The sequence below is a fragment of the Streptomyces sp. CWNU-52B genome (assembly GCF_047444975.1).
Lineage (GTDB): Bacteria > Actinomycetota > Actinomycetes > Streptomycetales > Streptomycetaceae > Streptomyces.
Genome location: NZ_JBLFJV010000005.1, coordinates 834,068 through 855,469, shown reverse-complemented (window position 1 = coordinate 855,469; position 21,402 = coordinate 834,068). Strand labels below are relative to the sequence as shown.

21 protein-coding genes are annotated in these 21,402 nt (G+C 71.5%); 14 read left to right on the top strand and 7 right to left on the bottom strand.

Annotated elements, in window-relative coordinates; translation table 11 throughout:
- The first annotated feature begins 13 nt into the window (after positions 1–13).
- From ACLVWQ_RS06700 to ACLVWQ_RS06685, 4 genes are all read left to right on the top strand, one after another.
- Positions 14–1,126: an LLM class flavin-dependent oxidoreductase gene (locus ACLVWQ_RS06700; protein WP_414107230.1), complete on the top strand. Its 1,113-nt coding sequence runs from the start codon at positions 14–16 to the stop codon at positions 1,124–1,126.
- On the top strand, positions 1,123–2,241 hold the full coding sequence (locus ACLVWQ_RS06695; RefSeq protein WP_414107229.1) for a CaiB/BaiF CoA transferase family protein: 1,119 nt from the start codon (positions 1,123–1,125) through the stop codon (positions 2,239–2,241). The genes ACLVWQ_RS06700 and ACLVWQ_RS06695 overlap by 4 nt, the downstream gene beginning before the upstream one ends.
- A 7-nt stretch (positions 2,242–2,248) precedes the next feature.
- Complete coding sequence (locus ACLVWQ_RS06690; RefSeq protein WP_414107228.1) at positions 2,249–3,394, top strand: acyl-CoA dehydrogenase family protein; 1,146 nt, start codon at positions 2,249–2,251, stop codon at positions 3,392–3,394.
- 115 nt (positions 3,395–3,509) lie between these two features.
- Positions 3,510–4,313 (top strand): enoyl-CoA hydratase/isomerase family protein, encoded by an 804-nt coding sequence (locus ACLVWQ_RS06685; RefSeq protein WP_414107227.1) that lies wholly within the window; start codon positions 3,510–3,512, stop codon positions 4,311–4,313.
- Here the strand turns inward: ACLVWQ_RS06685 and ACLVWQ_RS06680 are convergent.
- Complete coding sequence (locus ACLVWQ_RS06680) at positions 4,300–5,010, bottom strand: class I SAM-dependent methyltransferase (RefSeq protein WP_414107418.1); 711 nt, start codon at positions 5,008–5,010, stop codon at positions 4,300–4,302. The genes ACLVWQ_RS06685 and ACLVWQ_RS06680 overlap by 14 nt on opposite strands.
- Positions 5,011–5,118: 108 nt before the next feature.
- On the opposite strand from ACLVWQ_RS06680, the gene ACLVWQ_RS06675 reads away from it, so the two are divergent.
- Positions 5,119–5,541, top strand: coding sequence for a MarR family winged helix-turn-helix transcriptional regulator (locus tag ACLVWQ_RS06675; protein ID WP_414107226.1), 423 nt, complete (start codon positions 5,119–5,121; stop codon positions 5,539–5,541).
- Positions 5,542–5,650: 109 nt separating this feature from the next.
- Positions 5,651–5,983 carry a rhodanese-like domain-containing protein gene (locus tag ACLVWQ_RS06670; RefSeq protein ID WP_414107225.1) on the top strand — a complete coding sequence of 111 codons (333 nt, stop codon included), beginning with the start codon at positions 5,651–5,653 and terminating at the stop codon, positions 5,981–5,983.
- A 30-nt stretch (positions 5,984–6,013) separates the two neighbouring features.
- Here ACLVWQ_RS06670 and ACLVWQ_RS06665 read toward each other — a convergent pair whose 3' ends face one another.
- Both ACLVWQ_RS06665 and ACLVWQ_RS06660 read right to left on the bottom strand, forming a co-directional pair.
- Complete coding sequence (locus ACLVWQ_RS06665) at positions 6,014–6,862, bottom strand: oxygenase MpaB family protein (RefSeq protein WP_414107224.1); 849 nt, start codon at positions 6,860–6,862, stop codon at positions 6,014–6,016.
- A 1-nt stretch (position 6,863) separates the two neighbouring features.
- A complete protein-coding gene (locus tag ACLVWQ_RS06660; protein WP_414107223.1) occupies positions 6,864–7,793 on the bottom strand; it encodes an oxygenase MpaB family protein in 930 nt (309 codons plus the stop codon).
- 135 nt (positions 7,794–7,928) lie between these two features.
- On the opposite strand from ACLVWQ_RS06660, the gene ACLVWQ_RS06655 reads away from it, so the two are divergent.
- The 4 genes from ACLVWQ_RS06655 to ACLVWQ_RS06640 are packed head-to-tail and all read left to right on the top strand — an operon-like array spanning position 7,929 to position 12,625.
- The gene (locus ACLVWQ_RS06655) at positions 7,929–8,561 is read left to right on the top strand and encodes a DUF6230 family protein (protein ID WP_414107222.1); all 633 of its coding nucleotides are present in this window, start codon (positions 7,929–7,931) and stop codon (positions 8,559–8,561) included.
- 21 nt (positions 8,562–8,582) lie between these two features.
- Positions 8,583–10,097 (top strand): DUF6114 domain-containing protein, encoded by a 1,515-nt coding sequence (locus ACLVWQ_RS06650; RefSeq protein ID WP_414107221.1) that lies wholly within the window; start codon positions 8,583–8,585, stop codon positions 10,095–10,097.
- Between the two features lie 12 nt (positions 10,098–10,109).
- Positions 10,110–11,123, top strand: a complete 1,014-nt coding sequence (locus tag ACLVWQ_RS06645) for an oxygenase MpaB family protein (protein ID WP_414107220.1) — start codon at positions 10,110–10,112, stop codon at positions 11,121–11,123.
- On the top strand, positions 11,120–12,625 hold the full coding sequence (locus ACLVWQ_RS06640) for an aldehyde dehydrogenase family protein (protein ID WP_414107219.1): 1,506 nt from the start codon (positions 11,120–11,122) through the stop codon (positions 12,623–12,625). Before ACLVWQ_RS06645 ends, ACLVWQ_RS06640 begins: the two co-directional genes overlap by 4 nt.
- A gap of 38 nt (positions 12,626–12,663) precedes the next feature.
- On the opposite strand, the gene ACLVWQ_RS06635 is transcribed toward ACLVWQ_RS06640, so the two are convergent.
- A complete protein-coding gene (locus ACLVWQ_RS06635) occupies positions 12,664–13,290 on the bottom strand; it encodes a TetR/AcrR family transcriptional regulator (RefSeq protein ID WP_414107218.1) in 627 nt (208 codons plus the stop codon).
- A 140-nt stretch (positions 13,291–13,430) separates the two neighbouring features.
- On the opposite strand from ACLVWQ_RS06635, the gene ACLVWQ_RS06630 reads away from it, so the two are divergent.
- Complete coding sequence (locus ACLVWQ_RS06630; RefSeq protein WP_414107217.1) at positions 13,431–14,570, top strand: acyl-CoA dehydrogenase family protein; 1,140 nt, start codon at positions 13,431–13,433, stop codon at positions 14,568–14,570.
- A gap of 122 nt (positions 14,571–14,692) precedes the next feature.
- Here ACLVWQ_RS06630 and ACLVWQ_RS06625 read toward each other — a convergent pair whose 3' ends face one another.
- Both ACLVWQ_RS06625 and ACLVWQ_RS06620 read right to left on the bottom strand, forming a co-directional pair.
- A complete protein-coding gene (locus ACLVWQ_RS06625; RefSeq protein WP_414107216.1) occupies positions 14,693–16,537 on the bottom strand; it encodes an AMP-dependent synthetase/ligase in 1,845 nt (614 codons plus the stop codon).
- Positions 16,538–16,622: 85 nt separating this feature from the next.
- Positions 16,623–17,648, bottom strand: a complete 1,026-nt coding sequence (locus ACLVWQ_RS06620; protein ID WP_414107215.1) for an LLM class F420-dependent oxidoreductase — start codon at positions 17,646–17,648, stop codon at positions 16,623–16,625.
- Positions 17,649–17,885: 237 nt separating this feature from the next.
- Here ACLVWQ_RS06620 and ACLVWQ_RS06615 point away from each other — a divergent pair, with 237 nt between their 5' ends.
- Positions 17,886–18,584: a TetR/AcrR family transcriptional regulator gene (locus ACLVWQ_RS06615; RefSeq protein ID WP_414107214.1), complete on the top strand. Its 699-nt coding sequence runs from the start codon at positions 17,886–17,888 to the stop codon at positions 18,582–18,584.
- 49 nt (positions 18,585–18,633) lie between these two features.
- Here the strand turns inward: ACLVWQ_RS06615 and ACLVWQ_RS06610 are convergent, their stop codons facing one another.
- Positions 18,634–19,245 carry a TetR/AcrR family transcriptional regulator gene (locus ACLVWQ_RS06610; RefSeq protein ID WP_414107213.1) on the bottom strand — a complete coding sequence of 204 codons (612 nt, stop codon included), beginning with the start codon at positions 19,243–19,245 and terminating at the stop codon, positions 18,634–18,636.
- A gap of 194 nt (positions 19,246–19,439) precedes the next feature.
- Between ACLVWQ_RS06610 and ACLVWQ_RS06605 the strand changes: the two genes are divergently transcribed.
- Together ACLVWQ_RS06605 and ACLVWQ_RS06600 are read left to right on the top strand one after the other, a co-directional pair.
- Entirely contained in the window at positions 19,440–20,249 is an 810-nt protein-coding gene (locus tag ACLVWQ_RS06605) for an alpha/beta fold hydrolase (protein WP_414107212.1), read from the top strand.
- Positions 20,250–20,345: 96 nt separating this feature from the next.
- Positions 20,346–21,314, top strand: coding sequence for a formylglycine-generating enzyme family protein (locus ACLVWQ_RS06600; protein ID WP_414107211.1), 969 nt, complete (start codon positions 20,346–20,348; stop codon positions 21,312–21,314).
- The last annotated feature ends 88 nt before the right edge of the window (positions 21,315–21,402 follow it).

Sequence of the window (21,402 nt, the reverse complement as noted above, 5' to 3'; positions counted from 1 at the left end):
GGAGGAAGGAACCATGAGCGATCCGCTCGTCCTCGCTGTCAATGTCGACCTGACCGCCGACGCGTCCACGCTGCGCGGGTATCTGCGCGATGTGGAGGCCGCCGGCGCGGACATGGTCTGGGTACCGGAGGCCTACGGGCGTGACGCGGTCTCCGTGATCGGATTCTGTGCCGCCGCGACGACGCGCCTGCGGCTGGGCAGCGCCGTGATCAACGTGTTCAGCCGTTCCCCCGCCCTCATCGCGCAGACGGCCGCCTCCTGTGACGAACTCACCGGCGGGCGCTTCGACCTGGGCCTGGGGACATCGGGTCCTCAGGTGGTCGAGGGCTGGCACGGGGTCCCCTTCTCCCGCCCCCTGGAACGCAGTCGTGAGGTCATGGAGGTCTGCCGCCTGATCTGGCGCCGCGAACCGGCCGTGTACGAGGGCCGCAGTGTGCGTCTGCCGCTCCCGGCGGACAGGGGCACAGGCGCGGGCACGAGCACCGGCACCGCTGCGGCGGGGGCCACCGCTCCCGCCACCGGTCTGGGCAAACCGCTCAAGCTGATGACGCGGCCCGTGCGTCCGCGCATCCCGATCTGGCTGGCCAGTCTCGGCCCGCGCAATGTGCGGCTCACGGCCGCACGCGCCGAAGGGTGGCTGCCCTCGCTGTTCATCCCGGAACTCGCCGATCTCGTCTGGGGCGAGGACCTGCGCAAGGGTACGGCGGACCGTGACCCCGGCCTGCCGCCGCTGCAGATCGCCGTCAGCGCGCACACCGAGATAACCGGCGAGTCGGCCCACGCGGTGCGGGCCGCCCGCGACCGGGCCCGCCCCTCGCTGGCCCGCTACATCGGCGGTATGGGTGCCAAGGGCGCCAACTTCTACAACGACCTCGTACGCCGCTACGGCTTCCCCGACGAGGCGGAGCGCGTGCAGCGGCTCTACCTGGACCGGAGGCCGGAGGCCGCGGCGGACGCCTTGTCCGACCGGCTCGTGGAAGCGCTGACCGTGTGCGGACCGCCCGCGTACGTCCGCGACCGGCTCGACGCGTTCCGCGCCGCGGGAGTGACCGACTTCCGGGTCAACGTGAACGCGGGATCCGACGCGCCACGAGCCGTCGGACAGCTCAAGGAGCTGACCCGGTGACGGGCCCGCTGACCGGGGTGCGGGTGGTCGAGCTCAAGGGCATCGGACCCGCTCCCTTCTGCGGCATGATGCTGGCCGACCTGGGAGCCGACGTCGTACGCGTCGAACGCCCGGTGTCCGGTGCGGGTCCCCACGCGCCCGCCACCGACGTCCTGGGGCGGGGCCGGTCCTCCGTCGCCCTCGACCTCAAACAGCCCGGCGCGGCCGACTCCGTACTCGCCCTGGTGGAGCGTGCCGACGTGCTCATCGAGGGCTTCCGCCCGGGTGTCATGGAGCGGCTGGGGCTGGGCCCTGAGCCCTGTCTGGCCCGCAACCCCGCGCTGGTGTACGGCCGTATGACGGGGTGGGGCCAGGACGGACCGTACGCGCGGACCGCCGGCCATGACATCAACTACATCGCGGTGTCCGGGGCATTGGGCGCGATGGGACCCGCGGACGGTCCTCCGGCCCTGCCGCTTAATCTGCTGGGCGACTTCGGCGGGGGCGGCATGCTGCTCGCGGTCGGCGTGCTGGCCGCGCTGCTGCACTCCCGCGTCACGGGCGAGGGGCAGGTGGTGGACGCCGCGATCGTCGACGGAACGGCCACCTTGAGTGCCCTGCTCCACGGGCTGATGGCGCAGGGCCGCTGGACGGCGGAGCGCGGCGGGAACTTCCTCGACGGAAGTGCCCCCTACTACACCGTCTATCCCTGCGAGGACCAACTGTTCGTCGCCGTCGGTGCCTTGGAGGACCAGTTCTACGCGCAGCTCCTGGCAGGGCTCGGCGCCGGCGACGACCCGGTGCTGACCACGGACCGCACCGGGCGGCACAACTGGCCCGCGATACGGGACCGGCTGGGCGGTCTGTTCGCGTCGCGGCCCCGGCGGGAGTGGCTGGAGGTCTTCGCCGGCAGCGACGCCTGCGTCAGTCCCGTCCTCGGGCTGGCGGACGCCCCGCAGGACGCCCATGTCGGCGCCCGGCGGACCTTCGTCGACGTGGGCGGTGTCCCGCAGCCCGCGCCCGCGCCGCGGTTCAGCCGCACCCCGGCCTCGACACCCCGGCCCGCACCGAGTCCGGGTCACGACACTGCCACTGTGCTCGGCGGCCTTGCGTCCGAGCCCCGCCGAAAGGGCTGATCCGACCATGCGCCGAACACTGTACGGACCCGAACACCACGCCTTCGCCGACGCGTTGCAGGACTTCCTCACGAAGAAGGTCGTCCCGCACATGCCCGAGTGGGAGGAGGCGGGCGCGGTGCCGCGCTCCCTGTACCGGGACGTCGCCGCCCTGGGCGCCCTCGGGCTCCAGGTCCCGACCGAGTACGGAGGCGGCGGGGAGCGGTCGTTCCTGTTCAACTGCATCCTCACCGAGCAGGTCGCCTACAGCCGGGCCACGCTCGGCTCGCTGCGCGTGCACACCGATGTGGTCATGCCGTACGTGATGTCCTACGCCACACCGGAGCAACGTGAGCGGTGGCTCCCCGGGATGGCCGACGGCACCCTGATGTCGGCCATCGCCATGTCCGAACCCGGCGCGGGTTCCGATCTGGCCGGTATGACCACGGCCGCTCGGCGCACACCGGAGGGGTGGGTGCTGAACGGCTCGAAGACCTTCATCACGGGCGGCAGTCAGGCCGACATCGTCGTGGTCGTGGCGCGTACGTCCCGGTCCGACGACCGCCGCGGGGGCCTCTCCCTGCTGGTCGTCGAGGACGGGATGAAGGGTTTCCAGCGGGGCAGGCTCCTCAAGAAGCTGGGCCTGCTGACCCAGGACACCTCGGAGCTCTTCTTCGACGACGTGCTGGTGCCGCACGACAACCTGCTGGGGGAAGAGGGCCGGGCCTTCGAGTACCTCACCGGGAACCTCGCGCAGGAGCGGCTCTCGATCGCCGTCAACGCACAGGCCCAGGCCGTCACCGCGATGGACCTCACCACGGCCTACGTCAAGGAGCGCCGCGTCTTCGACAAGGCCCTGTCGAGTTTCCAGAACACCAAGTTCACGCTCGCCGACCTGGACACGCGGGTGGCCGCGGGCCAGGCCCTGCTCGACCGGGCGATAGCCGACCACGAGGAGGGTGACCTGTCCGTGGCGGACGCCGCCCGCGTCAAGCTGTACTGCACGGAGACGCAGGGCCTGGTGGTGGACGCGTGCCTGCAACTGCACGGCGGGTACGGGTACATCCGCGAGTACGACATCTGCCGTCTCTACGCCGACGCCCGGGTCACCCGGATCTACGGCGGCACCAGCGAGGTGATGAAGACGATCATCGCCAAGTCCATGGGGCTGTGAGTCCGCCGGGCCGACCCGCTCAGCCGTCCGTGCACCTACACGTACGCCCCTACGCACCCGTACCGTGATCCGCCGCGCTCCCCCTTCTTCTCCCGCTCCTCCGAGAGGTGTCTCCGTGACCACCCCCAGGAACATCACCGACCTGTCGGGCGACGGTCTGCGCGTCGACCTCGCCGGCCATGTCGCCGTCGTCGAACTGCGCCGTCCCCCGGCCAACTTCTTCGACGAGGGCCTCGTCCGCGCCGTCGCCGACGCGGTGACCGGGCTCGGCGACGACCCGCGGTGCCGCGTGATCGTGCTCTGCTCCGAGGGAAAGCACTTCTGCGCCGGAGCCGACTTCGGGGACGACGGCGACTTCACTGCGGCGTCCCGCCCGGAGACCTCCGGCCGGCTCTACCGCGAGGCCGTACGGATCTTCCGTGCCCCGAAGCCGATCGTCGCCGCCGTCCAGGGAGCCGCGGTCGGCGGCGGTCTCGGGCTCGCCTGTGCGGCCGACTTCCGTGTCACCGAGCCCGGCGGTCGCTTCGCGGCGAACTTCTCACAGCTGGGCTTCCACCCCGGGTTCGGCCTCAGTGTCACACTTCCCCGCATCGTGGGCGTACAGAAGGCGGCGGATCTCTTCTACTCGGGCCGCCGCGTCCGGGGCACCGAGGCGGTGGACATCGGCCTGGCCGACCGCCTCACGGAGCCCGGCACCGTACGGACAGCCGCCGTGGAGTGGGCTCAGGAGATCGCCCGGTCGGCCCCCTTGGCGGTCAGGTCCGTCCGGGCGACGCTACGGGCCGGTCTCGCCGACGAGGTCGAGGCGGCGGTCGCCCATGAGCTCAGGGAGCAGCAGCGCCTGTGGTCCACCGAGGACAGCGCGGAAGGCATCGCGGCCGGCCTGGCCCGGCGTGCCCCCCGGTTCACCGGCCGCTGACATCCCGGCCGGACCGGCGACGGGCGAGGACGATCCCGCCGAGCGAACTCTCGGCCGAGGTCAGTGTCCGGTGTTCCTCGACAGTGAACCCCGCGCCGTCGAGCCAGGCAGTCATCCGCCCGAGCGGTCGACGGTGCACGTGGACGTTCATCGGGTGACCGCCGTAGCCCCGCGTCTTCAGCCGGGACTCGTCACCGACGTGGAACCCGACGAGCAGCGGACCACCGGGCCGCAGCACACGCCGAAAGTGCCTGAGGACCGACTCCATCTCGCGGTCGGGGATGTGGATCAGCGAGTACCAGGCCACGAGGCCCGACAGCGAGCCGTCGGGCAGGTCCAGGTCCGTCATGGAGCCGAGTTCGAACCGCACGCCGGGATGATCGCGCCGGGCCACCTCGACCATGCCGGGTGACAGGTCGATCCCGAACGCGTCCACGCCCAGTGTCCGCAGATGGGCCGTGATCCTTCCCGGTCCGCATCCCACGTCCGCGACCGGCCCTCGGTCACCGGCGTGGACCTGTTCGGCGAACCGCGCCAGGAACGCACGTTCGTGGGGTGTCTCATCCAGGAAGTGGCGCAGCAGGTCCGCGTAGTCGGCGGCGACGGTGTCGTAGGACGCGCGGGTGGCTTCGAGCCAGCCGTCCGTGTTCGGTTCACCTGTGTTCGGGTCGCCCGCCTTCCGGTCACTCGCGTTCAGTTCGGCCGTTCTCCGCGCGTTGCTGTTCGATTCGCTTTCCACGGCCGGAGGTTATCGGCCCCGTACAGCCGCAGGACCGCGTTGTGGTGGATTGGTAATCTGCCCCCCATGGCCCAGCCCCCTCCCCCCTTCAGCCCGACCGTCACGCTGCTCACGGTGGGGCGCGTGTGGGAGGCCGAGTTCGCCGAGGCGCTCAAGCCGCTCGGTCTGACCACCCGCAAGTACGGGCTGCTGGGGCACGTACGCGGCACTCCGGGTATCTCCTTCAGCGAGCTCGCCCGGCGTTCACGCGTCACGGTGCAGAGTGCGCACACCGCGGTGGCCGCCTTGGCCAGGGCCGGGCTCGTCGACGACGGGACCGCGCACGCGGGCTCCGCGTCGAGCCTGCGGGTCACGGCCGAGGGCGAGTCGCTGCTGGCACGGGCCTCGACGGTGGTGGCCCGCCTCGACGCGGAGTTCGCCGCGCGGCACCCCGAGCTGACCGAGGCGCTGCGCGTCCAGATGACCCGGACGATCTCGGGGACCGGCTGACCCGACCCCTGTCGCCCCTTCGCCCAAAACCTTCAGTTAGGCTGAAGGTTATGGACTTCTCGTTGCCGTCCCGTCCGCCGTCCTGTCATGCCCCGACAGGAGGGAGCGTATGAGTTTCCGGCACTATCTGCGCAGGCCACCAGCCATCACCGCCGTCGAGGCGATCCGGCTCGTCGAGGACGGCGCCCTCGTCGTGGACGTCCGCCGCGCGTTCGAGTGGAACCGCGCGCACATCCCGGGCGCCGTACACATACCGCTGGAGGAGCTGCCCGCACGCTGCCTCGAACTCCCCGAAGACCGCCTGCTCATCACCTTCTGCACCGGCGGTATCCGCTCCGCCGGTGCGGCCAACCTGCTGGTGGAGAACGGCTTCGACGCCGTCAACATGAGCCGCGGCCTCGTCGACTGGCGCGCCGCCGGCGGACCGCTCGACACGCGGTAGCGTGCCGCCGGCGGCCGAGCCCGCCCGGAACTACACCCCGCGCCGCGCCGAGCGGGCGGCGCGGGCCGTTGGCAGGAAGCGCAGGCGTTCGGGGAGCAGCGGGACGAGGGTGCGGACCACGGCACCGAAGAGCCGGAGCCTGCGTTCGTCGCGTGGCCTCCAGACCAGACCGAGTCTCTCCCGGACGGCCGGTGGCAGCAGGCCCGTGGTGACGAAGACGTGCAGCCCGGCCAGTGGCCTGCTGAACAGGGGCCAGAGCCGGCGAACCAGCGCGCCGGAGCCGGGTGGCGGCGGGATGCCGCGGCGCGGGTCGAGGAGCTCACCGGACACGGCCGTCCGTTCCAGCTCGTCCTGGATCATCGCGTCGAAGTACGGCCAGAACTCCTCGGGCGTCCGGGGCATGTCACGCGCCTTGATGCCGAGGATCGCACCGAGGTGCAGCAGTTCGTCGTAGAGGCGCCGCTCGTCCTCCGGGGACAACGGGTGGGACAGATATCGCGCGGCCCGCAGGAAGACGGGGTACGCGGTCGCGTGCACCCAGGCGTAGTACGTGGGAGTGAGCGCGTGGTAGGGGCGCCCTCGGGTGTCGGTCCCGCTGATGGTCTTGTGCAGGCGGCGCAGCCGGCGCCCCTCCTCGATCGCCCGGTCACCGCCGTAGACCCACAACTGCAGGGATTCCAGGGAGCGTTCGGCGCGCCCCCAGGGATCGGTCCGGAACACCGAGTGTTCGTCCACGCCGGCGCCGACGGCCGGATGGGCGACCTGGAGGACGAGAGCGGCGGGCAGGGAGAGCAGCAGCCGTATGTCGCCCGCGATGTCCCAGAGGATGGTTCCCGGCGCGATCGGGACCGGTTCCGCGGCGGGCGTGGTGGATGTCATGTCACCACGCCCCCAGCGGCCGCCGCGTGGCGGGATCGGTGCCCGGCCGGTGGGTCGCCCAGTAGGCGATGGCGAGCGAGCCCGCGATGCGCAGCGGTGGCGGGACCGGCAGCATCAGGACCCGCACCAGGAACGCGAAGCGGCGCAGGGAACGTTGCCTGCGGCGGTCCCAGGTGAGGTGGAGGCGCTCGCGCAGCCGGGGCGGCAGGGTGCCGACGGTGACCAGCAGGGCGTACCGCGCGGCGACCCTGGCGAGGGGCCGCCAGAGGAGACCGGGTATCCACCGGAACGGCTTGGCGGGGTGGGCGAGTTCGTCCAGTACGTCCTGCACGGACTGGTTGTGCTCCAGCCGGTTGTCGACCATGTCGTCGTAGTACTCGGTGAACTCCGCCCAGGTGGCGGGCAGATGATGCTCCTTGAGGCCCCAGACGCGTCCGACGTCACGCATCTCGCGGTAGTAGCGCTCGGTCTCCTCCTCGGTCATGCCCTTGCCGAACAGGCGCTGCCCGTCGACCGGCGCCTTGACGAGGGTCGCGTGCACCCAGTGGTACGCCTCCGGGTTGAGCGCGTGATAGCGGCGGCCCGCCGAGTCGGTGCCCTTCATCGCGGCGTGCACGTGGATCAGCCGGCGCGCCTCGTCGGTGGCGGCCTGCTGGCCTCCGTAGATGACGGTGGTCAGCGACAGCAGCGTACGGACGAGTCGGGGCCAGGGCTCGGCGCGGAAGTTGCTGTGGTCGGCGACGCCCGCGCCGACGACGGGGTGTGCGACCTGCAGAAGCAGCAACTGGGGCGCCATGATCGTCGAGCGGGCGTCTCCGAAGTACCGCCAGGCCGGCCCACCCCGGCGAGGCGCCCGGACAGCTGAGGCAGCGTCAATTTTGTTCGGTGGATGGCTTGTTGGGTCGGCCGACGTATGCGGCAGTGCGGTCATCACGCCTCCGTGTCTCCGTTGTGTCGGGAGTATTGACGCGCCCCGTGAAACAAGTCAATAGTTTTTGTATCTTCGACTCATCGAGGGCAACCGCGTGCTCATCGCCGTCGCCTCGCCCTGCGGAAGGGACTTCCCATGAGCGCCAGACACGTCAATGACCGGACGATCACCCCGGGAGAGGGCCGGACCCACTGGAAGCGCGCCGCCGTCATGTTCGTCCCCGGCACCCTGGCCGTGGGGGCGATGGGCATCGCCCTCGCGCAAGGGGCGCTGGCCGCCTCCTTCGCCGTCTCCGGTGCCGCGTTCCAGGTCTCGGCCTCCGAGGTCACCGCGAAGGGAGTGTCCTCGTTCCCCTCGTCCGTCGGCGGCTCCGCGAGCGGCGCCAAGCCCGTGCTCCTGGCCGGCGTCAAGAGCGGCACGATCTCCGACGTGTGCGTCTCGCTCAAGCAGAAGGTGCCCGTGCTCGGGGACATCACGATGCTGGTGCGCTCGGGGGCGGACAAGCCGCTCGCGGGCACCGACCTCGTGGTCAACACGGACGCGCTGACCGGCGGCGGGGGCAAGGTCACCGGCGTCGAGGCCGGCCGCGACGCCTCCACACTGACCGCCGCGCCCGGGATCACCGGCCCCGAGGGCACCTTCGGCGTCCAGGCGAGCACCGCCGTCGCCCATGACGTCAGGAGCACGGCCTACGCGGCCAACGGGGGCACCCTGACGCTGGAGAAGCTGGCGATCGAGTTCAGCAGGACCGGCAAGCAGTGCTTCTGACGGCGACGGACGGACTCGGTCATGTTCAGCTTCGTACTGGGGTTCCTGTCGGAACTCGCGCGTGAGACCGGCGACTGGCTCGACCGGATCCTGCCCGCACCCCGGCTGCGCCGCTCGCTGCGCGGCTGGCGCCGGCGCCGGCCGTTCTGGGCGGCGGTGTGGGTCATCGCGGGCGGTGTGGAGATGGTGGCCATTCCCCTGGCTCCGCTCCCTCTGATGATCAAGGTCGGGGTGGGAGCCATGTCGGCCGTCGGCATCAGCCTGGTCCTGATCGCGGGCGGCGTCTTCTTCCTCTTCAAGCCGGACCAGCGGATGTTCGTCTCCGTGGTCACCACGATCGCCTCGCTGACCTCGTTGGCGACGACGAACCTCGGCGGATTCGGCATGGGCATGCTGGCAGGTCTGATCGGCTCCTCGATGGCCTTCGGCTGGCTGCCGCACCGCGTACCCGAGGACCACGACGAGGGCGGGGGCCGCGACCCGCACACGGACCGGCCGGGGTCCGGGTCGTCGGAGATCCCCGTGGCCGCCGCGTCGGCGACGTCGTCCCCGTCGTCGGAACCGGAGGCCCCCGGCCCAAAAGCCCGTGAGGTCCGTGCCCGGTACGGCGAGCGCCGGAGCTCCGTACGCCGCGCGGTCCTCTTCACCGTGACCGCCGTGGTGGCGGCCGGGCTGCCGGCCGTCGGCACCGCGGCGGCGGCACCCCGCACCGACTCCTTCCCCATCCCCTCCTGGCCTTGGCCCTGGCCCTGGGACCCCGCACCCACCCCCGCCCCTTCGCCCTCCCCCTCGTCCGACGCCACCGGGACACCGACGCAGGAGCCGACCTCCGACTCCTCCGTCCCGCCCTCCCCCTCCCCCTCCCTCTCGGACGACAGCGACCCCGACAGCGATGGCGCTGCCGATGGCGACGCGGCGGCACCGGACGCGGACACCGAGGGCTCACAGGTGACGCTCCCGTGTCTGACCGGCATCGACACCGGAGGGCTCCCCAACCCGCAGGCCACCCCCGGCGAGACCTCGGACGACCCGGACGACCTGACCGCCCTGCGTCCGCCGATCGTCGTCGGCGACCAGCCAGGGCGCCCCCGGTCCACCTACCCCGTCAGCCCCGCCTACCCCGAGGTCGGCGCCGACACCCTGACCGCGTACGGCGCCATCGTCCACGGCGCCACCTATCTGCCGACCGTCTCGGGCGGCCGGATGAAGGTGCTGTGGGTGCACGCCGACCGGCTGGTCGCGGACGACTACGCCTTCCGGCTGGAGACGGGTGACCAGGTCCAGACGATCGACGTCGATCTCGACATCCCCCAGGTCGACATCTACGTCACCCGGCTCATCGGCTCCCTCACCATTCCCGTCCTCGACGTCGGCACCCCCCGCATCTGCATCGGGGCCGACATCGTGCCGGCCAACCTCCCGATCGCCGTGCAGTTGCCGAAGCTGGAGGTGACCACCGTGGAGGCCGGTCAGGTACTGGTCGACGCCGAGACCGTGAACTTCGCCGACCTGACAGTACGCAGCAGGCACCGATAGGAGACCCCACCCATGGGCCGCTACAGCCGGCTCCACCGCATCGAGCAGATGGACCCCCAGCAGGACTACGAGGAGATCTTCCGCCTGCTCACCGAGTACGAGTTCCCCTGGGACTACCTCCAGGGCGTCTCGATCGCCTTCCTTCGGGACTACGGCGTGCCGCGCATCTCACAACTCCTGGACCGTACGCAGGAGTTCGAGCGGGCGGGACAGAAGCGGTACGACGACACCGTACTGATCGCCCACGAGATGGTGCGTGACGGCATGGACTCCGAACAGGGCAGGGCCGCCGCCCGCCATCTCAACCGGATCCACGGCCGCTACCGCATACCCGAAGAGGACTACCTCTACGTCCTGGCCACCACCGTCGTCGGCCCCAAACGGTGGATCGACCGGTACGGCTGGCGGCCGTTGTCATCTCAGGAGACCGAGAGCCTCGCACTCGTGGGCCGGCGCATGGGCGAGATGATGGGCCTGGCCGGACTGCCCGTCGACTTCGCGGGGTTCGCCCGGCTCCACGACACCTACGAGCAGCGGATGTTCGCCTACGACCCGGCCAACCGGCGGGTCGCCGCGGCCACGTTGCGGGTCGTCACCCAGTGGTACCCGACCAGGCTCCGGCCGCTGGTGGCACGCGCCTCGCTCGCCGTCCTCGACGACGCGTTGCTCGACGCGCTGGGCTTCCCCCCGCAGCCGCGCCGGGTGCGGACCGCCACGCACCGTGCCCTGCGGGCCCGCGCCGCCCTCGTGCGCCGGCTGCCCGCCCGGCCCGGCTGGCTGCCGTACCGGCCCAGGCCCCGCAGCTACCCCTTCGGCTGGACGCTGGACGACCTCGGCCCGCACTGGGCCCACTCCAGGCCGCTGCGACCGCTGCCGGACGAGGACGGCACGCGTGCCGCGTACGCGGACGAGGACACGTACCCGGACGTATCCCACGCGAACGAGGACCAGGAAGCGGGCACGGACGCGAGCGCGGGCGCCGGCCCGGCAGGCGAGAACCCATCCACCCACCAGGAGCTGCGATGACCGACACGGACCAGGACGCGACGCCCCGCCCCGCCACCTTCACCGTCCGCTCCCCCGCCACCGACGACCCCGTCGGCGAACACCCGGTCCACGGCCCGCAGGAGGTGGCCCACGCCGTGGAGCAGGCCCGGACCGCCGCAGCCGGCTGGGCCGCACTGCCCGCGGCACGCCGACGTGAACACCTCCTGCGGTGGAAGCGGAAGATCGCGTCCTCGCTCGACACCGTCGCCCGGTCGATCGCCGCGGAGACGGGGAAACCGCACGGCGACGCGGAACTTGAAGTGGTCCTCACGCTGGAGCACCTCGACTGGGCGGCCCGTAACGCCGATCGGGTGCTGCGCGGGCGTCGTGTGCGCAGCGGCCTCACGGCGGTCAACCAGCGGGCCGCCGTGGTCCATCGGCCACTCGGCGTGATCGGGGTGATCGGCCCGTGGAACTACCCCCTCTACACACCCATGGGTTCCATCGGTTACGCGCTGGCCGCCGGGAACGCCGTGGTGTTCAAACCGTCCGAACACACTCCGGGTACGGGCGTGTTGCTGGCCGGACTCCTCGCCGCGGCCGTGCCCGAGCACGCCGGGCTGCTGACCACCGTGACCGGTGCGGCGGCGACGGGCGAGGCACTGGCCGGGTCGGACGTCGACAAGGTCGCGTTCACCGGGTCCCCCGGCACGGCGCGCAAGGTGATGGCGCTGTGCGCGCGGTCGCTGACACCGTTCCTCGCCGAGTGCGGCGGCAAGGACGCGACGATCGTCACGGTCGACGCGGACCTCGACGCGGCGGCCGACGCGATCGTGTGGGGCTCGATGAGCAACGCCGGGCAGACCTGCGCGGGCGTCGAACGCGTCTACGTCGTACGGGAGGTGCACGCCCTGTTGTGCCGCAAGGTGGTCGAACGGGCCGCCGCGCTGCGGGTCGGCGCGCTGCCGGACGCCGTGTACGGCCCCATGACGATGCCGGCCCAGACCGCCGTGGTCCGGCGCCACGTGGAGCAGGCGCTGGCGGACGGCGCGCGTGCGCTGCTCGGCGACGCCGCCTCGGTCTCCGGGCCGTACATCGCACCGGTCGTCCTGGCCGACGTACCGGAGGACTCGGCCGCGATGACCGAGGAGACGTTCGGGCCGGTCGTGGCGGTCAACGCGGTGGCGAGCACGGACGAGGCGGTGCGGCGCGCCAACGCCTCGCCCTACGCGCTGGCCGCCTCGGTGTTCTGCCGCAGCCGGCGCGAGGGCGCCGCGATCGCCGGCCGGCTGCGGGCCGGTGCGGTGTCCGTCAACTCCGTGCTCGGCTTCGCCGCCGTCCCGGCCCTGCCGTTCGGCGGCTCCGGGGAGTCCGGGTTCGGGCGCATCCACGGTGCGGACGGACTGCGGGCGTTCGCCGCACCCCAGTCCGTCACGGTCCAGCGGTTCGCCCCGCCGGTGAACCTGACCTCGTTCGGTACGCCGGCGGCCGCCCGCGCCCGTGCCGTCGCCGTGGCGCGGTGGCTGCACCGGCGGCGCTGACGGCCGGGACCGGACGCGCGGCCGGAACGGACGCGTCCTCAGGCGTCCAGGAGCGGGGCGAGATAGCGGCGGGCGAAGGCGCGGGCCTGGTCCTCGTCCTCCATCTCGATGCAGCTCGACGGGTTCAGCAGGAAGGAGACGGCGACACGGATCATCAGTTCGGCGACCGGCCTGGGGTCGGAGTCGCCCCGTCCCTCCACCTGCTGGGCGCGCCGCAGATGCGCGGTCAGGTAGTCGCAGGTGGCCTCCAGCGAGGGGCCTCCCTGGACGGTCAGATAGGGGAGCACCACTTCGGGTTCGAGGCGCAGCAGGCCACCGAAGAGCGGATGGGCCCTGGTGTGGCGCAGCGCCACCACGAACCCTTCGACGACCCGCTCCTCCATGGTCGGCAGCGCCGCCACCGCGGAGTCCAGTTTCTGGAAGAACCTGCTGCCCTCGCGCAGCAGACAGGCCTCGACCAGCCCGTCCTTGGTCTGGAAACGGCGGTAGACCGTGACCCTCGACACCCCCGCCCGTTTGGCGACATCGTCCATGGAGGAGCGGCGCAGGCCGAACGTAGTGAACTGGTCCAGTGCGGCGTCCAGGATCCGCCGCGCCACCTTTTCCTCCGTCTCGGGCCGGGCGATGGCCCGGGCGAGCAGGGAGTCGTTCGCAGAAGTCGTCATGGTGCTCCTCACCTTACCGCCCGAGATCCATCGGAGATACTATGAAACAGTAAGCATTTCTTTGTATCCACCTCTGGTATCCCTCTCTGTGCCTCGCTCTGCAGCCAGCTCTTTCCGACCACCGGAACCCGGAGGACCTCATGGGCAGTCGACTCACCCCGGAACAGTCCGACTTCGTCGCGGCCGTCCGCGACTTCGCCAAACGCGAATGCGGTACGCGTGAACAGCGGGACGCGCTGACCGGGGGCGGCCGCGAGCCCCACAACCCCGGCCTCTACGGGCGGCTCGCCGAACTCGGCTGGCTCGGGGTGTGCCTGCCGGAGGAACACGGCGGTTCCGGCGGCGGCCTGGCCGACGCCTGCCTGTTCCTGGAGGAGACCGCCTACGGGATGGTCCCGGCGGGCGGCTTCGTCACCAGCGTCATCACCGCCAAGGCCTACGAACGGTTCGGCACCCGGCAGCAGAGGCGGGACGTGCTCACCGGTGTCGTGGAGGGCAAGGTGCTCGCGATCGCGATGTCCGAGCCCGGGGCCGGTTCCGACGTGGGAGCGCTGGCCTGCCGCGCCCGACGAGGCTCCGAAGGCGACTGGCTGATCGACGGTCAGAAGACGTGGATCTCCAACGCCCACATCGCCGACAGCATCCTGCTCGTGGCCCGGACCTCCGGGGACAAGCACGCCGGGCTCACCATGTTCCACGTCCCGGCCGGCACACCCGGTGTGGAGATCCGGGGGATCGAGACCATGGGCGGCCGCGAGGTGAACGACGTCTACCTCACCGGCGTACGCCTGCCCGCCGACGCCGTCGTCGGTGAGGTCGACAACGGCTGGCGCCAGCTGATGGCGGGGCTCAACTACGAACGTCTCTTCCTCGCCGCCACCATGCTCGGCCTGGCCCGCCGGGCGTTCGACGACGCCGTCGCGTACGTCCGTGAGCGTGAGCAGTTCGGCCGTCCCGTCGGCTCCTTCCAGGCCCTGCGCCACAGGATCGCGGACCTCGCCACGGAGATCGAGTGCACCCGCCTGCTGGTGCGGGAGGTGGCGCTGGACTGCGACGCCGAGCCGGACCGGCTGTTCCCCCGCGAGGCGTCCATGGCCAAGCTCAAGGCCACCGAGACCGCCAAGCGGGCAGCGCTTGAGGGCATGCAGATGATGGGCGGCTACGGCTACGCCACCGAGTACGACATGGAGCGCCATCTGCGCGCCGCGGTCGTCTCCACCGTCTACGGCGGGACGAGCGAGATCCAGCGGGACGTGATCGGCAAGACCTACGGGCTGTAGCTCCCCGGGCGCGCTCCAGGCGAGTGGACGGCGTATGACGGCGGGTGTCCCGCCCCTCCGCGGGGCGGGACACCCGCCGTCGTAGGAAACGAGAGAAAGGACCGGGGCAGGCCCGAGGCGGGTCAGTCCTGGTACAACTCCGTCAGCGCGGCGGCGTACTTCTCCCTGATGACACGGCGCTTCATCTTCAGCGACGGTGTCAGCTCTCCCGTGGCCGGGCCCCACTCCTCCGCGAGCAGCCGGTGCCGCTTGACCTGCTCGGTGCGGTTCAGACGCGCGTTGGCCGCTTTCACCGCCCGGTCCACCTCTTCCCGTACGGCCGGATGCGCCGCCAGGGCGTCGAGGCCGAGGTCCGTGCCGAGGCCCTGGGAGGCGGCCCAGGCGGGCGCCGCCTCCGCGTCGAGCACCAGCAGCGCCACGAGGTAGGAACGGTTGTCACCGTGCACCAGTGCCTGGCCGATCAGCGGGTGTTCCTTGAGGGCGTTCTCCACCAGCGCCGGGGAGACGTTCTTGCCCGTCGACGTGATGATCATTTCCTTCTTGCGGTCGGTGAGCCACAGATAGCCGTCCGCGTCGAGACGGCCGAGGTCACCGGTGCGCAGCCAGCCCTCCCCGTCCACCGCCGACCGCACCGTGCCGTCCTCGCGCAGATACCCGGAGAACACGGTCGAGCCCCGGACCTCGATCTCGCCGTCGCCTGCGACGCGGACCTGTACGGAGGAGACGGGGCGCCCCACCGAACCCAGCCGGAAACCGGTGCGCGGGCTGTTGGTGGTCGCCACTCCGGTGGTCTCCGTGAGTCCCCACGCGTCCATGATCACGATGCCGAAGCCGGCCCAGAACCGCACCACGTCGATCGGCATGGGGGCCGAGGCACTGGCCGCCCAGGTGATCCGGTCCAGGCCGCCCGCGGCCAGCAACGGCAGCAGGACCTCGGACCGTTGCCGTGCGTAGGCCGCCTCCAGTTCGGCGGGCGGCCGTTCGCCCCGCTCCCGGTACCCGACATGTTCCCGCGCCACCCGGGCGGCCTCCGCGATGAGTTCCCGCTGGTCCGGCGGCATGAGGGACAGGACGGACCGGACGGCGGCGGCGAGTTTCTCCCATACGCGTGGCACGCCGAAGAACTGGGCCGGGCGCACCTTGCGCACCGTCTCGGCGACGCCTGACGGATCGGCGCACAGGTAGACGTGCGAGGCGCGGTGACAGGGCAGGTAGATGCCGAGCATCCGTTCGGCGATGTGCGCGAAGGGCAGGTAGCAGATGTGCTCGACGTGCGGCGGGAGTTCGACCACCTCGTCGAGGGCCAGCGCGTCGGCGAGCACATGACGGTGGTTCAGGACGACGCCCTTGGGTTCACCGGTGGTGCCCGAGGTGTAGACGACCGTCAGCGGATCGTCGGGGCGTGCGGCGTCCAGGACCTTGTCGAACCGCTCGGGAACCGGCTCCCGGCCCAGCGCGGCATAGGGGAAGTGGGTGCCGACCGCGTCGTCCTCCACCACGACGATCCGGTCGAGCGGGATCCCGGGGTCCGCCGACAGCGGCTCCCACAACGCCACCTGCGCGGCCCCCTCGACGACGGCGACCCTGGCCCGGCAGTTGCGGGCGATGTGGGCGACCTGCTCGGGTGCGGAGGTGCCGTAGACCGTGACGGGCACGGCACCGAGGCGCACGAGGGCCAGGTCGGAGAGCCAGTGCTCGGGCCTGTTGGCCATCATGAGCAGCACATGGTCGCCACGGCCGACGCCGAGCGCCGCGTAGCCGGCCGCGAGGCAGGTGGTGTGCTCCCTGACCTGCGCCCAGGTCAGGGTGGCCCAGCCGTCCTGACCCGCTCCGGCGGGGTCCCGCTCCTGCCAGGACAGCGCGGGCAGTTCGGCGTACAGACGCGCGTTGCGTTCCAGCAGCAGGGGCAGCGTCTGTTCGACCGGTGTCCGTGGTGGTTCCCCAGTCGTGTGCGGGGCTGTCGTCATCTAACTCGCCCTCCTGGCGGTCGGGGTGGATCGGTGGAGAGGTGGGCGGCGGCTCAGCCGGCGGTGCGGGGCGGGGAAGCGGCCTTCACAGCCATTCCTTGACGCGCTCGACGAGGCGGGCGGGTTCGGGCCCCACGGGCGTCACGTTGAGCATGGTGACGCCCGACTCCCGGAAGGCCTCGACACGGTCGCGTACGTATCCCTCGGGCCCGGCCAGGCTGACCAGTTCGCACAGTTCGGCGGGGACGGCTGCCTCCGCGTCCTTCTTGCGGCCGGCCAGGTAGTGCTCCTGAACGGCGGCGGCCTGCGCCTCGTAGCCGTAGGAGCACACGAGGTCGTGGTAGAAGTTGCGGCCCGGTGCGCCCATGCCGCCGACGTACAGCGCGATGGTGGGCCGCATCAGATCGCGTACCGCCGCCGCGTCCCGGCCGATGGCGAGGAGTCCGCCGGCCACGACCGCCAGGGGCCCCAGGGCCGGGTCGCGCAGCGCGGCGCCCCGGGCGAGGGATTCGCCCCACACCTTGGCCGCGTGCTCCGGCGCGTAGAGGAACGGCAGCCAGCCGTCTGCGAGTTCGGCGGTCATGCGGACGTTCGCGGGGCCGAGGGCGGCCACGTACACCGGGATGCTGTCGCGCACGGGACGCGTCAGCAGCTTCAGCGGTTTGCCGAGCGTGCCGCCCCGCTCCGGGGACAGGGGCATCTCGGTGATGCCGCGGTGCTCGACCACCTCGCGACGCCAGATGCGGCGGGCCAGCTCGATCGTCTCGCGGGTACGGCCGAGCGGCCTGTCGTAGCGCCGGCCGTGCCAGCCCTCGACGACCTGGGGCCCGGAGGCGCCGAGGCCGAGCAGGGCGCGACCGCCGGTGAGGGCGTCCAGTCCGGCGGCGGTCTGCGCGATCAGCGCGGGGGTACGGGAGTAGACGTTGAGGACGGCCGAGCCGATCCACATGCGGTCGGTCCTGGCAGCGAGATATCCCATGATCGTCGGGGAGTCGAAGCCGTAGGCCTCGGCGACCCAGACCGCGTCGAGGCCGGCCGACTCCAGTGCGGCGGCCTCGTCCGCGGCGGTGCGCGGGTCCCCCGCGTAGGTCAGGGGTGTGGACAGGTGCATCAGCTGACGTCCTTGACTGAGGTGGTCGACACGGTCACCGAGAACTTACTGAGCGTTCGCTAAGACAGTAGGAGTCACCGAGTGAAGGGTCAACGCCTAGGAAGGAAGGCATTATTGGCGTGACTGACGTAGCATCATCGAGCAAGCACTGATCGATCGCTAAGCGACCTACTCCCTCACGCGACACCCCGCCGACATACGATGCCACTCGTCGAACGAGTCATCCGAGGAGAGCCGTTGAGCACCGAACCGAGCCGGGTCACCGCCCCTCCCCCGCAGCACTGGCGCTCGTACGGCCGGCTCGACCTGCACCCCATCCTGCTGCGCGCCATGGAGGCCTTCAACGAACACGGCTACCACGGGACGTCGGTGCGGGACATAGCCACCCGGGTCGGTGTGACCGTGCCCGCGCTGTACTACCACTACGAGAACAAGCAGGCGCTGCTCACCACACTGCTGGAGACGTCCATGAAGGACGTCCTGGACCGCTGCCGGGCCGCGGCCGCCGAAGCCGGCGACGATCCGCTGCCGCGCTTCTGCGCCATGGTGGAGTCGATCGTGCTCTACATGGCCAACCGCAAGGGCATGGCCTTCCTCGACACCGAGATCCGCAGCCTGGAGCCCGAGAACCGCGCCCGGTACGTGGCGCTGCGCGACTATCTGCAGCACATGCTGCTGGACACCGTCCAAGCCGGCATCCGCGAGGGCACGTTCACCACGCCGATCCCGGCCGACGCGGTGCGAGCGGTCCTCATCATGTGCCAGGGAGTTGCCAACTGGTACCGCGCCGAGGGCCCTTTGACCGCCGAGGAGGTCGCCGAGCGCCACGTCCTGCTCAGCCTCGGCACGGTGGGATACACCGGACCGGCCCTCACCTCCGGGAACGGCCGCACACGACCGGCGCAGGCCGTACGCGCCTCGCGCACCGGACGCTGACGGACCCGGCGTCGCCTTCGCACGGTTGCGGCAACGGCCGTCGTCGCGGTTACGGCCGTGCGACCGGGTGGGCGGCGGCCCGGGTGAGCGCGACCGCGGTCCCCACCGCACTGGCGACGGCCTCGTCGGCTTCGAGCCCGCACAGGTCGGTGAGCACGAAGAGCGCCTCGGCGCTCACCACGACCGCGAGACCGCGCTTGAGCTGGGCGAAGGCGTCCGGATCGGCCGCACCGAGGGTGGCCTCCAGAGGACGGAGCGCGTGGTCGATGAGCCCGAAGCGGATGCCGGGCCGTGCGGCCACCGTCTCGGGACGGGTCACGGTGGCCGCCATCATCGCCCGTACCGAGCCCTGCCGGGCGAGGATGCCGCGGAGCAGGTAGTCACAGGCGAACGCGATGCGCTCGACGGGATCGGCGGAGCCGGCGACCGGCGCGAGCGCCTCCGCGGGGGACGGCCAGACCCCTCGCAACGCCTCACTGATCAGTGAGGGGAGGTCGGTGAAGTACCGGTACGCGGTGGCTTCGGAGACCAGGGCGGCACGGGCGATCTCCGGCATGGTCACCTCGGTGCCCGCGTCGATCAGCTCCCGCGCGGCCACGAGGATCGCCGTACGCGTGCGCTGCTTCTGGTTGGTGCGTCCGGCACCACCCTGTGTCGCCATGCTCGCGCTCCCTTTCTTCCCTCTCTCGACGCTCATCGAACCTTCGGGTCCTGCGCCCACCCCTCCGACCCTCCGGTCCATCCGACGCCTGCATCATAACAGCGAGTTTTCGTCATGAGAGTTCACTTGCATGACGAGACCGGGCCGCCGTAATCTCCTGAGAGTCAACTCTCACGAAGATTTCAGGGGCACCCATGACCAGCGCCGGCCACACACTCGAACTCGACCAGGGCACCGTCGACATCACCGTCGACCTCCAGGGCCAGGCGGGACGCCCCGTCCTGCTGCTGCACGGAGGCGGCGGCCCGCAGACCGTCACACCGTTCGCCGGTTTCCTGGCGGAGCAGCGGCCCGCCAGGGTGTTCACGCCCTTCCACCCGGGTTTCGGCGGCACGGTCCGCCCCGAGTGGCTCGCCGACGTGCCGTCCCTGGCTCGGGTCTACGCGCAGCTGCTCGACGAGCTCGACCTGCGGGACGTCACAGTGGTGGGCAACTCCATCGGCGGCTGGATCGCCGCCGAACTGGCGATTCTCGGCAGTGACCGGATCAGCGGTGTCGCGCTCGTCAACGCGGTCGGCATACGCGTCCCGGGGCACCCGGTGGCCGACGTCTCCTCCCTGACCCCCGTCGAGTTGTCCCGGCTCTCGTTCCACGACCCGTCGAAGTTCCGCTTCGACGCCGGCGCGCTCTCCGAGGAGCAGCGCACGGTCATGGCGGCCAACCGTGCCGCGCTGGAGGTGTATGCGGGCACGCACGCCATGGACGACCCGTCGCTGGCCGACCGTCTGGGCAAGGTGGCCCACCCGACACTGGTCGCCTGGGGCGCGAGCGACCAGGTCGTGGACGCCGACTACGGACGCGCGTACGCCGAGGCCGTACCCGGCGCGGAGTTCGTCCTGCTGGAGGGCACCGGCCACCTGCCCCAGATCGAGACGCCCGGTCAACTCCTGCCGGTCCTCTGGGACTTCGCCGTCTCCCACACCGCGGGCCCGTCACACCACTGACCCCGGGCCGGGACCAGGAGCGGCCGGTCGGCCGGCAGCGGTGGCGGCCCTGGGTACCGTAGCCTCGGACGAAGATCACTTCTTGAGGGAGGCCCGGTGGACGAGGCGGAGTCCAGGAACTGCTGCGCGCCCTCGGCCGACCGGGGCGCGGCGGGACTTTCCCTCGGGCCGACCGTCCGCGCGCGGGCGGACCGCGTGACGGGCGAGGTGCAGGACCGGGACGGGAGCGTGCTGCTCGACGGCGGTTCCTTCCTGATGGGGACCCGCGACACGGACGGCTTCCCCGACGACGGGGAGGGGCCGGTGCGCGAGGTCGTCCTCTCGCCCTTCCGGATCGACGCGTGCGCGGTGACCAACGACCGGTTCGCCCGGTTCGTCGAGGCGACCGGCCACCTCACCGAGGCGGAGCGGTTCGGCTGGTCCTTCGTCTTCGCCGGTTTCCTGCCCGCGGCCCTGCGGCGCGGCGCTGCCCGCCCGCCGCAGACGCCCTGGTGGTGCGGTGTCGAGGGCGCGACCTGGCGGGCCCCGGAGGGTCCGGGCAGTACGGTGGCCGACCGCGGCGACCACCCCGTGGTGCATCTGTCCTGGAACGACGCCGCGGCCTACTGCCGGTGGGCCGGGGGGCGGCTGCCCACCGAGGCCGAGTGGGAGTACGCGGCGCGGGGCGGCCTGGTGCAGCGGCGCTTCCCCTGGGGCGACGAGCTGACACCGGGGGGCGAGCACCGCTGCAACATCTGGCAGGGCCACTTCCCGACCAAGAACACCGCCGAGGACGGCTATCGGGGCACGGCACCGGTGGACGCGTTCGAGCCCAACGGCTACGGGCTGTTCAACACGTCCGGGAACGTGTGGGAGTGGTGCGCCGACCGGTGGGGCACGCAACACTCCGGCCGGCCGCGGACCGATCCGAAGGGGCCCGCCAAGGGCACGTCCCGTGTCATGCGGGGAGGTTCGTATCTGTGCCACAGCTCGTACTGCAACCGCTACCGGGTCGCCGCCCGCACGGCCAACACACCCGACAGCAGCACCGGCAACCTCGGCTTCCGCTGCGCGTGGGACGCCTGAGCGGTACGCCCCACGCGGCCCCGTCACCCGCCCGTTCGGTCTGCTCTCCGGCCGGTCCGCCCGCCTTCCGGTCACCGGAACATTGCAG

Excerpts from the sequence above, each read along its gene's own strand:
- ACLVWQ_RS06700 (WP_414107230.1), top strand. The coding sequence starts at position 14 with ATGAGCGATCCGCTCGTCCTCGCTGTCAATGTCGACCTGACCGCCGAC.
- ACLVWQ_RS06690 (WP_414107228.1), top strand. The coding sequence starts at position 2,249 with ATGCGCCGAACACTGTACGGACCCGAACACCACGCCTTCGCCGACGCG.
- ACLVWQ_RS06675 (WP_414107226.1), top strand. The coding sequence starts at position 5,119 with ATGGCCCAGCCCCCTCCCCCCTTCAGCCCGACCGTCACGCTGCTCACG.
- ACLVWQ_RS06670 (WP_414107225.1), top strand. The coding sequence starts at position 5,651 with ATGAGTTTCCGGCACTATCTGCGCAGGCCACCAGCCATCACCGCCGTC.
- ACLVWQ_RS06665 (WP_414107224.1), bottom strand. The coding sequence starts at position 6,862 with ATGACATCCACCACGCCCGCCGCGGAACCGGTCCCGATCGCGCCGGGA.
- ACLVWQ_RS06660 (WP_414107223.1), bottom strand. The coding sequence starts at position 7,793 with ATGACCGCACTGCCGCATACGTCGGCCGACCCAACAAGCCATCCACCG.
- ACLVWQ_RS06655 (WP_414107222.1), top strand. The coding sequence starts at position 7,929 with ATGAGCGCCAGACACGTCAATGACCGGACGATCACCCCGGGAGAGGGC.
- ACLVWQ_RS06650 (WP_414107221.1), top strand. The coding sequence starts at position 8,583 with ATGTTCAGCTTCGTACTGGGGTTCCTGTCGGAACTCGCGCGTGAGACC.
- ACLVWQ_RS06645 (WP_414107220.1), top strand. The coding sequence starts at position 10,110 with ATGGGCCGCTACAGCCGGCTCCACCGCATCGAGCAGATGGACCCCCAG.
- ACLVWQ_RS06640 (WP_414107219.1), top strand. The coding sequence starts at position 11,120 with ATGACCGACACGGACCAGGACGCGACGCCCCGCCCCGCCACCTTCACC.
- ACLVWQ_RS06635 (WP_414107218.1), bottom strand. The coding sequence starts at position 13,290 with ATGACGACTTCTGCGAACGACTCCCTGCTCGCCCGGGCCATCGCCCGG.
- ACLVWQ_RS06630 (WP_414107217.1), top strand. The coding sequence starts at position 13,431 with ATGGGCAGTCGACTCACCCCGGAACAGTCCGACTTCGTCGCGGCCGTC.
- ACLVWQ_RS06625 (WP_414107216.1), bottom strand. The coding sequence starts at position 16,537 with ATGACGACAGCCCCGCACACGACTGGGGAACCACCACGGACACCGGTC.
- ACLVWQ_RS06620 (WP_414107215.1), bottom strand. The coding sequence starts at position 17,648 with ATGCACCTGTCCACACCCCTGACCTACGCGGGGGACCCGCGCACCGCC.
- ACLVWQ_RS06610 (WP_414107213.1), bottom strand. The coding sequence starts at position 19,245 with ATGGCGACACAGGGTGGTGCCGGACGCACCAACCAGAAGCAGCGCACG.
- ACLVWQ_RS06605 (WP_414107212.1), top strand. The coding sequence starts at position 19,440 with ATGACCAGCGCCGGCCACACACTCGAACTCGACCAGGGCACCGTCGAC.